This window comes from Dactylosporangium salmoneum (genome assembly GCF_039532525.1).
Taxonomy (GTDB): Bacteria; Actinomycetota; Actinomycetes; order Mycobacteriales; family Micromonosporaceae; genus Dactylosporangium; species Dactylosporangium salmoneum.
The window spans coordinates 21,696-35,286 of sequence record NZ_BAAARV010000068.1 but is presented as its reverse complement, the minus strand read 5'-3'; the positions used below and the strand labels follow the sequence as shown (position 1 = coordinate 35,286).

General features: G+C 72.6%; 12 protein-coding genes. 6 read left to right on the top strand and 6 right to left on the bottom strand.

Annotation, left to right across the window (positions count from 1 at the left end; all coding sequences use genetic code 11):
• Nucleotides 1-122 precede the first annotated feature (122 nt).
• On the bottom strand, nucleotides 123-2,297 hold the full coding sequence (katG, locus tag ABD352_RS35105; RefSeq protein WP_425553790.1) for a catalase/peroxidase HPI: 2,175 nt from the start codon (nucleotides 2,295-2,297) through the stop codon (nucleotides 123-125).
• A gap of 285 nt (nucleotides 2,298-2,582) precedes the next feature.
• Between katG and ABD352_RS35100 the strand changes: the two genes are divergently transcribed.
• Nucleotides 2,583-3,398, top strand: coding sequence for a YndJ family transporter (locus tag ABD352_RS35100; protein WP_344616844.1), 816 nt, complete (start codon nucleotides 2,583-2,585; stop codon nucleotides 3,396-3,398).
• Between the two features lie 56 nt (nucleotides 3,399-3,454).
• The gene (locus ABD352_RS35095; protein ID WP_344616843.1) at nucleotides 3,455-4,762 is read left to right on the top strand and encodes an MFS transporter; all 1,308 of its coding nucleotides are present in this window, start codon (nucleotides 3,455-3,457) and stop codon (nucleotides 4,760-4,762) included.
• Here the strand turns inward: ABD352_RS35095 and ABD352_RS35090 are convergent.
• The 4 genes from ABD352_RS35090 to ABD352_RS35075 form a co-directional block, all read right to left on the bottom strand.
• Entirely contained in the window at nucleotides 4,677-5,786 is a 1,110-nt protein-coding gene (locus ABD352_RS35090; RefSeq protein WP_344616842.1) for a hypothetical protein, read from the bottom strand. The two genes, ABD352_RS35095 and ABD352_RS35090, sit on opposite strands and share 86 nt — an antisense overlap.
• Before the next feature lie 56 nt (nucleotides 5,787-5,842).
• The gene (locus ABD352_RS35085) at nucleotides 5,843-6,580 is read right to left on the bottom strand and encodes a hypothetical protein (RefSeq protein WP_344616841.1); all 738 of its coding nucleotides are present in this window, start codon (nucleotides 6,578-6,580) and stop codon (nucleotides 5,843-5,845) included.
• A 184-nt stretch (nucleotides 6,581-6,764) separates the two neighbouring features.
• Nucleotides 6,765-7,148 carry a DUF6596 domain-containing protein gene (locus ABD352_RS35080; RefSeq protein ID WP_344616840.1) on the bottom strand — a complete coding sequence of 128 codons (384 nt, stop codon included), beginning with the start codon at nucleotides 7,146-7,148 and terminating at the stop codon, nucleotides 6,765-6,767.
• Nucleotides 7,149-7,244: 96 nt separating this feature from the next.
• Nucleotides 7,245-8,894, bottom strand: a complete 1,650-nt coding sequence (locus ABD352_RS35075) for a lectin (RefSeq protein WP_344616839.1) — start codon at nucleotides 8,892-8,894, stop codon at nucleotides 7,245-7,247.
• A gap of 255 nt (nucleotides 8,895-9,149) precedes the next feature.
• Here ABD352_RS35075 and ABD352_RS35070 point away from each other — a divergent pair, with 255 nt between their 5' ends.
• Nucleotides 9,150-9,605: an ion channel gene (locus tag ABD352_RS35070; RefSeq protein ID WP_344616838.1), complete on the top strand. Its 456-nt coding sequence runs from the start codon at nucleotides 9,150-9,152 to the stop codon at nucleotides 9,603-9,605.
• A gap of 49 nt (nucleotides 9,606-9,654) precedes the next feature.
• On the opposite strand, the gene ABD352_RS35065 is transcribed toward ABD352_RS35070, so the two are convergent.
• A complete protein-coding gene (locus tag ABD352_RS35065; protein WP_344616837.1) occupies nucleotides 9,655-10,059 on the bottom strand; it encodes a DUF6158 family protein in 405 nt (134 codons plus the stop codon).
• A gap of 128 nt (nucleotides 10,060-10,187) precedes the next feature.
• Here ABD352_RS35065 and ABD352_RS35060 point away from each other — a divergent pair, with 128 nt between their 5' ends.
• From ABD352_RS35060 to ABD352_RS35050, 3 genes are all read left to right on the top strand, one after another.
• Complete coding sequence (locus tag ABD352_RS35060) at nucleotides 10,188-11,813, top strand: hypothetical protein (RefSeq protein WP_344616836.1); 1,626 nt, start codon at nucleotides 10,188-10,190, stop codon at nucleotides 11,811-11,813.
• 139 nt (nucleotides 11,814-11,952) lie between these two features.
• Entirely contained in the window at nucleotides 11,953-13,230 is a 1,278-nt protein-coding gene (locus ABD352_RS35055) for a lipopolysaccharide biosynthesis protein (RefSeq protein ID WP_344616835.1), read from the top strand.
• 144 nt (nucleotides 13,231-13,374) lie between these two features.
• Entirely contained in the window at nucleotides 13,375-13,581 is a 207-nt protein-coding gene (locus tag ABD352_RS35050; protein ID WP_344616834.1) for a DUF3311 domain-containing protein, read from the top strand.
• The last annotated feature ends 10 nt before the right edge of the window (nucleotides 13,582-13,591 follow it).

Below are 13,591 nucleotides of genomic sequence, written 5' to 3'. Positions count from 1 at the left end.
GACACAGCCCAGGAGGACGCGCGAGGCGGACCGCGCGGGCACTGAGAGCCCTGACACAGCCCAGGGGGACGCGCGAGGTGGACCGTGCGGGCCGGAACGTGCCGGCCCGCACGGTCGGGGGTTCAGCGCACGTCGAAGCGGTCCAGGTCCATGACCTTGGCCCAGGCCGCGACGAAGTCGGCCACGAACTTCTCCTGGGCGTCGTCGCTCGCGTAGACCTCGGCGAGCGCGCGCAGGACCGAGTTGGAGCCGAAGATGAGGTCCGCCCGGGTGGCGGTCCACTTCAGCTCGCCGGTGACGGCGTCGCGGCCCTCGAACAGCTCCTCGTCGTCGCCGACCGGCGACCACACAGTACCGCCGAAGTCGACGAGGTTGACGAAGAAGTCGTTGCTCAGCTCGCCCACCCGGTCGGTGAAGACGCCGTGCTGCGACTGGCCCGCGTTGGCGCCGAGCACGCGCAGGCCGCCGACGAGGACGGTCAGCTCGGGGGCGCTCAGCGTGAGCAGCTGGGCCTTGTCGACGAACAGCTGCTCGGTCGGGCGGGTCTGGCCCTTGCCGAGGTAGTTGCGGAAGCCGTCCACGGACGGCTCCAGCACCGCGAACGACTCGACGTCGGTCTGCTCCTGGCCGGCGTCGGTGCGGCCCGGCGTGAACGGCACGGTCACGTCGTGGCCGGCCGCCTTGGCCGCCTGCTCGATCGCCGCGGCGCCGCCGAGGACGATGAGGTCGGCGAGGGAGACCCGCTTGGCCCCGGCCGAGGCGTTGAACTCCTGCTGGACGCGCTCCAGGGTGCCCAGCACGCGGCGCAGCTGCGGCGGGTCGTTGATCTCCCACTCGGCCTGCGGGGCGAGGCGGATGCGGGCGCCGTTGGCCCCGCCGCGCTTGTCGGTGCCGCGGAACGTCGAGGCCGACGCCCACGCGGTGGCGACCAGCTCGCCGACGCTCAGGCCCGACGCGAGGATGCTCGCCTTGAGGGCGGCCACGTCGTCGGCGCCAACGAGCTCGTGGTCGACGGCCGGCAGCGGGTCCTGCCAGATCTGCGGCTCGGCGGGGACGAGCGGGCCGAGGTACCGCGCGACCGGTCCCATGTCGCGGTGGGTGAGCTTGAACCAGGCCTTGGCGAAGGCGAGGGCGAACTCGTCCGGGTTCTCGTAGAAGCGGCGCGAGATCTCCTCGTAGGCCGGGTCGACGCGCAGCGCGAGGTCGGTCGTGAGCATCATCGGGGCGTGCCGCTTGGCCGGGTCGTGCGCGTCGGGCACCAGGTCGGCCGCCGCCGGGTCGGTCGGGGTCCACTGGGTCGCGCCGGCCGGGCTCTTGGTCTGCTGCCACTCGAAGCTGAACAGCGTCTCGAAGAACGTGTTGTCCCACTTGGTCGGCGTGGGGGTCCAGGCGCCCTCGAGGCCGCTGGTGATGGCGTCGCCGCCCTTGCCGGTGCCGTGGGCGTTCTTCCAGCCCAGGCCCTGCTGCTGGATCGGGGCGCCCTCGGGCTCCGCGCCGACCTTGGCGGCCGGGCCGTTGCCGTGGGCCTTGCCGAAGGTGTGGCCGCCGGCGATGAGCGCGACGGTCTCCTCGTCGTTCATCGCCATGCGGCGGAAGGTCTCGCGGATGTCGCGGGCCGCGGCGAGCGCGTCCGGGTTGCCGTTCGGGCCCTCGGGGTTGACGTAGATGAGGCCCATCTGGACCGCGGCGAGCGGATTGGTGAGCTTGCGGTCGCCGCTGTAGCGGGTGTCGCCGAGCCAGGTCTCCTCCGCGCCCCAGTTGACCTCCTCCGGCGCCCAGACGTCCTCGCGGCCGCCGGCGAAGCCGAACGTCTGGAAGCCCATGTCCTCCAGCGCGACGTTGCCGGCGAGGATCATGAGGTCGGCCCAGGAGATCCTGCGGCCGTACTTCTTCTTGACCGGCCACAGGACCCGGCGCGCCTTGTCGAGGTTGCCGTTGTCCGGCCAGCTGTTGAGCGGGGCGAAGCGCTGCTGGCCCGCGCCGGCGCCGCCGCGGCCGTCGCTGATGCGGTAGGTGCCCGCGCTGTGCCACGCCATGCGGATGAACAGCGGGCCGTAGTGGCCGTAGTCGGCCGGCCAGAAGTCCTGCGACGTCGTCATGACGGCCGTGATGTCGGCCTTGACCGCGTCGAGGTCGAGCGACTGGAACTCCTCGGCGTAGCTGAAGCCGGCGCCCATCGGGTCGCCCTTCGGCGGGTTCTGGTGCAGGACCGAGACGTCCAGCTGGTTCGGCCACCAGTCCCGGTTGGACCGGACGGCCGCGTTCTCAGATGCCACGTTGCTCTCCTTGAGCTGAATCGTTCCTTGGTCGGGTGCGACAAGCAGGGCAAAGCCCCGGTGGACAAGGCGGTCAGACAGGGGTGGGCGGCGGCCCGGCCGACGTCACGGCAGCCCGCCGCGGGGCAGGGCAGGCCCCGCGCAGCAAGGGCTCGGCGTCGAACGTCGCGCGCACGGGAGAAAGTCTGGACCAATTTTCTGGAGTGAGTCAAGAAAATGTTCTGGAGTCAGTCCAGAGAATTATCACTTGAACGCGTTCAACTCATCCCCTACGCTCTCCTTTGAACACGTTCAAAGGGGAGTGCCGTGGTGTTGACCGCATGGGCGCACGCGCTGGTGAACGTTCTGGTGGCCCTCGGCATGCTCGTGGTGGTGCCGCTCGGCCGGCGGCTCGCCGACGGCGGCCACCACCGGTGGTGGTACCTCGGCGCGGTGCCGGGCGCGATCTGCCTCTGGCTGCCCCGCGGCGCCCTGGCCACGGCCCTCGCGGCCACCTACCTGCTGGCCGCCGTCGCCCTGCTGGCCGGCATCCCGGCGCGGCTGCTGCCGGTGCGGCGCATCACGGCCGCCGGCCTGGCCCTGTGCACGGCGCTCGCGTCCCCGGCGGTCGCCGCCGCCGCGCTCGTAGCCGAGCGGTCCGGATACCGCCTCTTCGGCTTCAAGCTCGACGTGCTGGCGCTCACCGCGGCCCACTTCCACTACGCCGGCTTCGCCGCCGCCCTCGTCGCGGGCCTGGTCGCCCGCCTCGACGGGCGCGGGCGGGCCGCCGCCCTGGCCGTGCCCGCCGGCACCGGTCTGGTGCTGGCCGGATTCTTCACCGGCGCCCCGGTCGAGCTGGCCGGCGCGGTGGTGCTGACCGGCGGGCTGTGGCTGGTCGCGCTGCACACCGCCCGGCTGGCGGCCGACCGGCTCACCCGGGCGCTGTTCCTGACCTCGGCGGCGGTGCTGGCCGCGACGATGGCCCTGGCCCTGGACTGGGCGCTCGGCCGGACGACCGGGCTGGCGCACCTCACGCTGTCGTGGATGGTCGCCACCCACGGCGCCGCCAACGCCCTCGGCTTCGCGCTGTGCTCATTGCTGGCGCTGCGCCGCCTCACGGCCGGGGACACGGTCCCGGCGTAGCCGACACGACGCATCGCTCTGCGTCGAAGTTTGCGTCACCGCTTACGCTGGCGGCCATGGTGGCGACGAGCCGCACCGTGCGGCGCACGTACCTCACCCTGGTCTCGCTCAACGCGCTCGCGGTCTCGTTCGTCTGGGGCATCAACTCGCTGCTGATGTTCCAGGCGGGCCTGTCCAACACCGAGGCCCTGGCGGCCAACGCGTGCTTCACGCTCGGCTACGCGCTGTTCGACGTGCCGACCGGGACCATCGCCGACACGTGGGGGCGGCGGGTCTCCTATCTGCTCGGCGGGCTGACGCTGTTCGTGACCACGCTGCTGTACTGGCTGGCCTGGCACGTGCACGCCGGGGTCCTGGTGTGGGCGGCGGTCTCGCTCCTGCTGGCCGCCGGGTTCACGTGCTTCTCCGGCGCGACCGACGCGTGGCTGGTGGACGCGCTGCACTTCCTGCGCTGGCCCGGGCGGCTGGAGACGGTGTTCGCCCGGGGCCAGGTGTGCACCGGCGTCGGCACCCTCGCCGGCTCGCTGGCCGGGGCCTGGCTGGCCCAGCTGACCGACGTCGGCACACCCTTCCTGGTCCGGGCCGGGCTGGTGCTCGCGCTGACCGTCGTGGCCTGGCGGCTCATGCACGACATCGGCTTCACGCCCCGCCGGGCCGGGCCGCCCCTGCGCGCGATGCGCCGGGTTCTGGACGCCTCGATCCGCGACGGCTGGCACCGGCCCGCCGTGCGCTGGGTCATGCTGGGCGCGTGCGTCGCCGCCGGCACCGGCTACTTCGTGGCGTTCGTCCAGAAGCCCTACCTGCTGGACCTCGCCGGCGACCGGAACGCCTACGGCCTGCTCGGCGTCGCGGCCGCGCTCACCGCCGCCGCGCAAATGGTCGGCGGGCTGCTGGCCAACCGATTCCAGTCGCTGTTCCGCTGGCGGGTCTCCGTCCTGCTCGCCGGCGTGCTGCTCAACGCCGCGCTGCTGGTCGCCCTCGGCGTGGCCGGGCGGCTGTCGGTCGCGATGGCGCTGCTGGCCGGCAACAGCCTGGCCTCCGCCGGCGTGCTCCCCTCGCGCCAGGCCTACCTCAACGGGCTGATCCCGGCCGGCGAGCGGGCCACGGTGCTGTCGTTCGACTCGATGGTCGGCTCCTCCGGCGGCGTCGTGCTGCAGCCGGTGCTCGGCCGGGCGGCCGACGTGTGGGACTACCCGGCGGCGTTCGTGCTCGCCGGGCTGCTGCAGCTCGTGGCGCTGCCGCTGCTGCTGCGGGCCCGGCGGTACGAGAACGGCAGCCTCACGGCCGGCCCACCACCCGGGACACGAACGCGCCGAACTCCCCCACCGAGTTGCCCACCCACACCATCCCGTGCTCGCGAATGATGAACCAGTCGGTGGCCTTGCGGCGCAGCTCGCCGAAGAACAGCCGCCCGGCGGCGAACCGCCCGGCCTCGATGGTCGTGTCGGTGACCAGGTCCCGGTACCGCAGCCCGCGGGTCAGCTCCCGGTGGTGGAAGTGCACGATGAGCCGCGGCCGCCGCCCGTGCATGCTCATGAGGCTGCTGAGCATGAGGAACTCGGGCGAGTCGGAGCTGGGCAGCCGCGGGCCCGTGTAGGTGATGCCGCGCAGCCCCTCGTCGAACGACGTGATGAGGTCGTAGTCGTCCGACGTCATGAGCGTCTTGTCGGTCATGGTCTGCGACACGAACCAGTAGCCGTCGTGCGGGAACATGATCGAGCCGTCGGTGTAGGGCTTGCGCTGCCACAGATGGAACTCGCGGTGCAGCCGGGCCAGCTCGGCCACGTCGGCGGCGTGCTCGCGCCGCAGCCGCCCCCGCACCAGAGCGTCGTCGGACTCCAGGCTCTCGGTCGGCTGGTACTTGACCCGGATCGTCTCGCCGATGGCGTTGACGTACACGTCCTGCCAGGTGTTGGTCCGGATTCCCCGGACCAGGTCGATCTCGTCCGGGTAGAGCGCGTTGATGCCGAGCTCGTCGCACAGCGCCGGCACCACCGTGCGGGCGGCCTCGTAGCCGGGCCGGTCCGCGCCGGACGGCGTCAGCGCGTAGGCGGAGATGACATTCGTGCGGACACCCTCGGCGGACAGCGCGGACAGGTACTCCCGCTCGGCGGAGGACATGGCGAGCGGATCGGTCGGGCCGTACACGAGATACGTGACGGCGTCCGGCCGCACCGGCGGCACGTCGCCGAACTCGAGCGGCACGGCGACGATCCCGTAGTCGGCCCGCAGCGCCCGGAACGCGGGCCGCAGCACCGCCTCCAGGGCCCACTCGCCGTGCGGCGACGACGGATGCACGACGTAGTAGCAGCGAACGTCGGCCGCACTGGCCTTGTGCGTGTAGTCGTACGACCGCACTTTCCCCGCAGAAGCTAACGCTGTAACCACCCGCGTCATCCTACATTGACCAAAGCAAACAATTGCACTATAGAAAATTCACCGAATTACGTGTAAAAACAATCCTCCGGCCCGGCGCGACGGGCGGCGAGACCGGCCAGCCAGGCGAACACGAGCATAGCCGGGACGGCGGGCGCGACCTCCTCCCAGGAGAAGCGCTCGTCCCACACGTCGAAAGAGCCGAAAAACCGGAAATGCCGCGGCGGTACGTCGAAATCGCGCACCACCGTCTGGACATAATTGGCCCGCGTGCCCGTGCCGGAGGACTCCGCCCGGATCTCCAGCCGCACGGCTCCGGCGGCTACCACGCCCGGCGTGGAGGTGTGCGGCACCCAGGACCCACTCGCCTGCCGCGTCAGGGTCGACGTCCGGTCCGGCCGGGCCCAGCCGACGAACAGCAGCCCGGCCAGGGCGAGCAGAACGCCGGCGACCAGGGCCGGCCTGCGGATGCTCCGGCGGCGGCGCAGGACCGCACCGGCGGCGAGCCAGGCCAGGCCGGTGAGGGCCAGGCCGCCCTCGAAGGTGCGGTGGGCCGCGTCGGGGCCCTCGAGCAGGCCCAGCGGCCAGCCGTCGACGGAGCACCGGGCGTCGACCGAGACGGCGGCGAGGGCGAGGGCGGCGAACCCGATCCGCGTCGGCCAGTCGGTGGCGATCCAGGCGTACGCCAGCAGGGCCAGCATCGTCACCATGCCGGTCCACGGCACGGGCGCCCCCGCGATCTGGCCGGCGACGTGGACCGCCGCCAGCCCGGCGATCAGCACCCGCAGCAGCCCCCGTACCCGCACGGCGACCATCGTGCCACCAGATCGCGGACTCCACTGTCCCATCATTGGTCCGCGTATTGCTCGCATAGTTCGCGCATTTGACGGTTCGCACGCTCAGGCGTGGTTTGCACGATTTGCGGCCGGCGCACTCCAGGAATGGCCAGCGCGTTTACCGGTCCGCGCGTTCGTGCATGGTTCGCGCGATTCAGTGGTTGGTGCCGAGCCCGGTCAGCCGCCCCAGCACGCCGTAGCGGGCGACGATCTGCGGCCAGTCGGTGTCCTCGGCCTTCGCCGCCCGGTCGTGCACGGCGGCGATCGCGGCCTGCAGCCGGTACTCCCCCGCCGCCCCGCGCCGCGCGGCCGCGTCCAGTAGCGCCGTGCCCTCGGCGATGAGCGCGGCGTCCCACAAGGTCCGGTCCTGCTCGTCGAGCGGCACGAGCCACCCGCCGGCCCCTTCGCGGGCGGGCCGGCGGGCGTCGGTGAGCAGCATCAGGGCGAGCAGGCCGGCCACCTCCGCATCGGCGGGGAGCAGGCGGTGCAGGAGCCGGGCGAGCCGGATCGCCTCGGCGCAGAGCTCGACCCGGTGCACCTGCGCGCCGTCGCCGGCTCCTCACCGTCCGCGGCGCCGCTGCGGCGCCGTGCGCCCCGTGGACGGTGCCGGCCGCGGCCACCGGACACAACCTAGCTAGGCCACCAGGTCGAACTTTTCCCACTGGCCGATCGCGGTGCGGTTGGCGATGAGCGGGGCGGCGCCGGCGTTCTCCGCGCACACGTAGTTGCCGTTGGCCGCGGCCAGCAGGCTGACCGTGCCGTCGGGGTTGTTCACCAGCCGGAACGTCTCCCACTGCCCGACGGCGGTGCGGTTGGCGATGAGGGCGGCGGCGCCGGCGTTCTCGGCGCACACGTACTTGCCGTTGATCCGGGCCCGCAGCGCGATGTTGCCGCCGCCGAGGTCGATCCGGTCGTACTGCTCCCAGGCCCCCACCACCGCGGCGGTCGCCTGCAGGGAGGAGTTGCCGGCGTCCCGGGCGGTGACGAACAGGTTGTTGGCCCGCGAGCGCAGCGCGACCGCCCCCGTCGGCGGCGGGGTGGTGGTCCCGCCCATCGGCTGGGTCGGGCGGGTCGCGGTCAGCGGGGTCTGGCCCTTGAACATCTTGCCGCCGTCGGCGGTGATGCGCAGGTAGTAGTCCGACGAGCAGGCCACGCCGTCGGCGTCCAGCGCCGGGTGGCCGAAGTCGGCCGGCTGCATCGAGGCGTTCTCGGCCGTCTTGGCGATCTGGTTGCCCTCGTTGAACTCGTCGAACATCGACACGTAGAGGCCCTGGGCGCCCAGCCGGGTCATGTTGTAGATGTGGTGCCAGTAGAAGTCGCCGTGCGAGCGGGCGCCGGCCGACAGGTCGCCGGGCATCACACAGGGCTGGTAGTCGATGCCGCGGGCGTTGCAGTCGGCCTGGTCGCCGACGTTGACGTTGTTGTAGTACGAGTCCAGGCCGGCGATGTCGCCGGTCCGCCCGACCATCCACGGCGAGATCATGTTGAACGCGTGGTACACGTCGAGGAAGCCGGCCCGGGAGTCGTTGACGCCGGTGCGCCACCAGGTCGGCACGCCGCCGATGACGTAGCAGCCCTGCGCCTTGAACCAGTTGACGACGTCCAGGCACGGGCCGGGGGCGAACGGCCGGCCCGCGTCGTTGAAGCCGAAGCCCCAGATGCAGACCACCGGCTTGCCGTTCTGCCGGGCGTAGGCGGACGAGGACGTGTACGCCGACATCTTGGTGGTCCAGTCGGTCTTGATCTCCGACTGCATGTTGGTCCAGCTGGTGACGTCGTACATGATGTAGAACTTGCGCCCGTAGGCCTCCGCGGCCGAGCGCACCTTGGCGGCCATCGCGTCGCGGGTCGGTCCTTCGCCCCCGACCGGGTTGAACCGCTGCAGCGCGGCGGTGTCGCAGCCGTAGTCGCGCATCCACTTGAAGTGGGTGTCGACGGTCTGCTGGTCGTAGGAGGAGAACAGCTTGGCCGGCTGGCCGTTGCCGAGGTTGGCGTAGGCGGTCGGGTAGCTCTTCGTGAACTCGCGCATGTCGGGCCAGGACACGATGGTGGTATTGCCCGCCGAGGGCGGCTGGCCGCCGTTGCGGCTCCAGTGCCACCACTGGTTGATCGGCGCACCGTCGCCCGGGCAGGCGAACCAGCCCTGGTAGCCGACGGTGATCTTGCCGACCACGTCGCCGGGCGCGCTGGCCGCCTCCGCGGTGCCGGTGGTGAGGTACCCGACGGCCCCGAGGCCGGTGGCGGCCAGCCCCGATGCGAGCACCTGTCGTCGTGTGAGACTCATGGGTCTTCCTTTCGGCGCGGACAGGAGCGCGCCGATCGCACCTGCGTGTGTGCCCTCAGAATTTCGCCGACATCGATGCGTTTGTCAAGAAATTTCATCCGATGATTCGGTACCGAACCGAGAAATAATGACCGCTTAAGGCGAATTGGCGGCGAGCAAAGATCCCATGTCCGCGCTCTCGGGGATCCACTGTGGAATGCCCCTACCTCCCGGGAGTGAGGGCCGGCCACCCCGGCGGCCGCTACCGTGGGCGGCGTGCTGCTGGCGGTTCTGGTCGATGCCGGCCTGCTGGCGCTGTACCTCATCGCCCCGCTGGAGCGGCCGCTGTCCCCCGCCGGGCTGCTGGCCGCCGCCGCCGCGGTCGCGCTGGTGCTCGCGCTGGTGGTCCGGGAGCTGCGCGCGATGCCCCGGGCCGAGCATCCGCGGCTGCGGGCGCTGGGCATCCTGGCCGGCTCGTTCCCGATGCTGATCGTGCCGTTCGCGTCGGTCTACGTGTGGCTGTCCCACCACGGCGATTTCGGGGCGCCACTGTCGCACGTCGCCGGCCTGTACTTCGCCACGACCGTGTTCACCACAACCGGCTTCGGCGACATCGTTCCCAGGACGGATGCGGCGCAGCTCGCGGTGCTCGTGCAGATGGTGCTCGACCTGGTGTACGTGGGCCTGTTCGTCCGCCTGCTGGTCGGCGCCGCCCGCCGCGCGCGGCCCTGACCGCCGAGGCTGTCGAGGAGCCGGCCGGCCCCGTACCTCCAGGCAGCGGTCACCCAGCCTCGGACGGGCGCAGCCGGCGGGGATCGACCTCGCGCTCGGGGTGCCGGCGTAGGTACTCGGCCTCGAGCTCCGCCGTGCGGTCGTCGTGGTTGGCCAGCGCCCGCTCCGGGGCGTGCCGCAGCGCGTCCTCCCGGGTCTCGTGGAGGTGGCGCAGCTCCCGGGTGAGATCCGGCTCCGACAGCGCGGCCCCCGGCACGCCGATCGGGCTGGCGGGCTCGATCGCGAGCGCCTCGAGGGCCTCCTCCTGCGCGTAGTCACCCTCGGGCAGCGCCTCCAACGCGGTCGCCGCCCCGGCGGGCAGGTCGAGCGCGACCGCGCGGCGATAGATCTCACTGCGGCTGATGCGCTCCTGCCCGGCGTACAGCTCCTCCAGCAGCTCCTCGATGTCGCGCATGCCTGCGTCGCTACCCCGTCGGCGCCCGCCGACACCCGCCACCACCAAAACGTCGTTCGTCCCGTTTCACCGGGCTCGCGCGATTCGCGTGGAACCGGACCGGCATCGAGGCTGGTATAGATCAACGCATGTGGAATCGAGCCGAGCGGGCCCTGCGCGCCGCGTTCCGGGCCGGGGCGCCGCTCGACCTGCGCGGCACCGGCGCGGTCCGGGCCGAGGTCATCGCCGAGCTGCTGCTGGCCGGCCCGCCGCCCCGCCCCGGCCGCACCGCCCGGGTCGACCTGACCGGCGCGCGGATCACCGGCCGCCTCGACCTCACCGGGGCCCGGGTCGACCCGCCGCTGCGGCTGCGCGGCTGCGTGTTCGAGAAGCCGCTGGTGCTGGACCACGCCGACCTCGGCTCGGTCAACCTCGACGAGTGCGAGCTGCCCGGCATCGACGCCGAGTCGCTGCGCGTGCGCCGGTTCTTCGGCATGCGCGGGGCCACCGTGCACGGCGAGGGGTGGTTCCACCATGCCCGGGTGGGCGGGGCGTTCGACCTGACCGGCACGCGCTTCGGCGGGGCGGTGGACCTCCAGCGGGCCGTCATCGAGGGGGACGCGAAGGTGGGGCACGGCGCCGCGTACGCCGCCGGGCTCAAGCTGAACGGCTCCCGCATCGCCGGCGACCTCAACGTGGCGCAGGCGACCTTTCGCGCGCCGAAGCCGGACCGACCGGCCCTGTCGGCCAGCGGCGTCACGGTGGGCGGGGGCGTGTGGGGCCACGAGCTGGAGGCCGACGGCATGGTGATGATGATCGGGCTGCGGGCGACGGCCGCGATCGTCCTGCAGCGCGCGGTCCTGCGCCACCCCGGCGACTACGCGCTGCTGCTCATCGAGGCCCAGACCGCAATGCTCACGCTGCGCCCGGCGCCGTCGTCGGCCGGCATCGTCTCGCTGCGCGACGCGCGCGCCGGGCGGCTGGTCGACGATCCGGCCGGGTGGCCGCAGGGGTGCCGCGTGGAGCTGGCCGGGCTGACGTACGACCGGATCAGCCGCCGCTCCGGGGACACCGTGGAGTGGACGGCCCGGCAGCGGCTGGACTGGATGGCCCGCCGCGGCACCGGCTTCTCCCCCGGGCCGTACGACCAGCTGGCCGCGGCGCTGCGCCGGGACGGGCGGGAGCAGGAGTCCCGCGAGGTGCTGCGCGTCCGCGAGCGGCTCCGGCACCGGGCGATGGGGCGGCTGGGCGCGGTCTGGGGCGCGGTGCAGGACGTCACCATCGGCTTCGGGTACCACCCGGCCCGCGCCCTGCTCTGGCTGGTCGCCGTGCTGGGCGCGGGAACGGCCTGGTTCGCCTGGAGCGGGCCGCTGCACCCGGTGAAGCCGGGCGAGGCGCCGACGTGGGACCCGCTGCTGTACACCCTGGACCTCCTCGTGCCGCTGGTGGACCTCGGCCACGAGCGGGCCTGGGACCCGGTCGGCCCGGACAAGGCGGTCGCCGTGCTGATCATGGTCGTGGGCTGGGTCCTGGCCACGACGGTGATCGCCGGCGCCGGCCGGGCACTGCGCCGCCGAGCCCGGCCCGGCGCCGGCCGATCGGGTCAGGCCCGGTGTTGCGCGGCGGCGAGCAGCGCCGGTGGCCGCCTCGCCGTAGGCGCGCGCGATGGCCACAGGTCGACGACCTTGCGCCCGTCCCGGTACACCGCACAGGCGGCGCCGACCTCGCCCCGCTCGGCGAAGTTGCGGCGGAACTCGTCGGCGACCGGGCCGTAACCCTCGTCGACGTCGCCGCCGATCAGCCCGGGTGGCACGTCCACCTTGAACACCAGGCGACCGTACCGGTTTCGGCACTGCTGGTGCAATATTTGTGACCACCAAGGACGGGGGTTGCCGCCGCGTAGAGTTCGGCTCGATGAGTGAGACCAACGCCGTCGTCGTGCCCGAGGTCGTCCCGGACGCGCCGCCCGGGGCGGACCGCCGGGCCCTGGCCCGCAACTCGGCGATCGCCGGCGGCTCGGTGGTCGTCAACGGCCTGCTGAGCGCGGCCATGCTCGCGCTGTGCTCGGCCTTCGGGCAGCACGCCGAGATCGAGGCCTACCCGGTGATGACCTCGGCGCTGGCCTTCGTGCTCATCATCGCCGGTGGCGGTTCGGCGCTGCTGTACCTCAACGGCACCGAGGACGAGCGCGCGCTCGTACGCAGCCAGTGGGCCTTCGTCGTGGTACCGGCCATCCTGCTCGGCGCCGTGGCGGTCACGTGGTTCTACGCGCACCGCGGGTACGGCGTGGCACCCCTGGCCGCGTCGGGCGTGGTGGTGCTCGGCAACGGCCTGGCCCAGCTGCAGATGGCCGACTTCAGCCGGCGGATGCGCTTCCTCGCCAGCGCCGTGCTGATGTGCGGCAGCAAGGCGGCCTCGCTGCTCATGGTCCTGGCCGGCGTGCCGCTCACCGTGTCGCTCGCCTCCGCCGGGCTGGTGCAGCTCGCGGTCGGCGAGATGATGCTCGGCGCGGACGGGTCGCTGCGGCGCGGCCGGTTCCGGCGCCTCTCGCTGCGCGACGCGCTGTCGACGTTCCGGTCCGGCGGCAACCTGTTCGGGTATGCGGTGACCGAGCTGTACGTCGTGCGCTCCCCGACGCTGGTGCTGTCCCTCTTCGCCCCGCACGCGGTCATGGGCAGCTTCGGGGCGGTCGTCACCGCCTATCAGGCGATCGGCGGGGTGCTGCAGTCGGCGCTGCAGGTGCCCATGGTGGCCCGGGCGCGCGACCGGCTCGGCATCGAGCGCTCGCAGCACTCGACCGGCTTCTCGGTGGCGGTGGCGCTGGTCTGCGCGGTGCCGATGGCGGCCGTGGTGGCCGTGCTGTCGCCGTGGCTGACCGGCACGATCCTGTCGCTGCCGCACCGGCAGGCGGCCGGCTGGCTGACGCTGTTCATGCTGGCCCTGCCGTTCATGGCGGTCACCCGGGGGCTGCTGGCCACGTGGATCGGCGACGGGCGGTACGGCCGCGCGACGAAGGCCATCGCGGTGCTGGCCGGGATCCTCACGGTCACCGTCGCCATCGGCATCCCGCGCTTCGGCCCGCTCGGGGCGGCCGCCGCGACCGCCGCCGCCGAGGCCCTCGCCATGGCCGCGATCCTCGCCTGGTTCTGGCTGCGCCGGAGGCGCCAACGCCTACCAGGGCGGACGCGCTGAGGCCAAATCGAGACCCTCAGTAATCGTTACTCGCCAGTATCATCGCGGTCACGCTGATCCACGCCGCACTTCCCCTGGCGAGCCGATCACACCCCGGGCCCCGCCGTGCCCGATCGGTCCGCCCTGCGCAAGGAGGAGGATCCGATGGCACCGCGCGCGCGTCGCGCCCGCTCCGGCTACTGGCTGCTGGCCATTCCGACGGTCGCCCCGCTGCTCACACCCCTCTACGACCGGGCCGACCCGATGGTCTGGGGCATCCCGTTCTTCTACTGGTACCAAATGGCCTGCATCGCCCTGGCCATCGCCGTGCTCACGGGCGTCCATCTGGCGAACCGGGACCCCGGGCGGTGACCGAGACCGC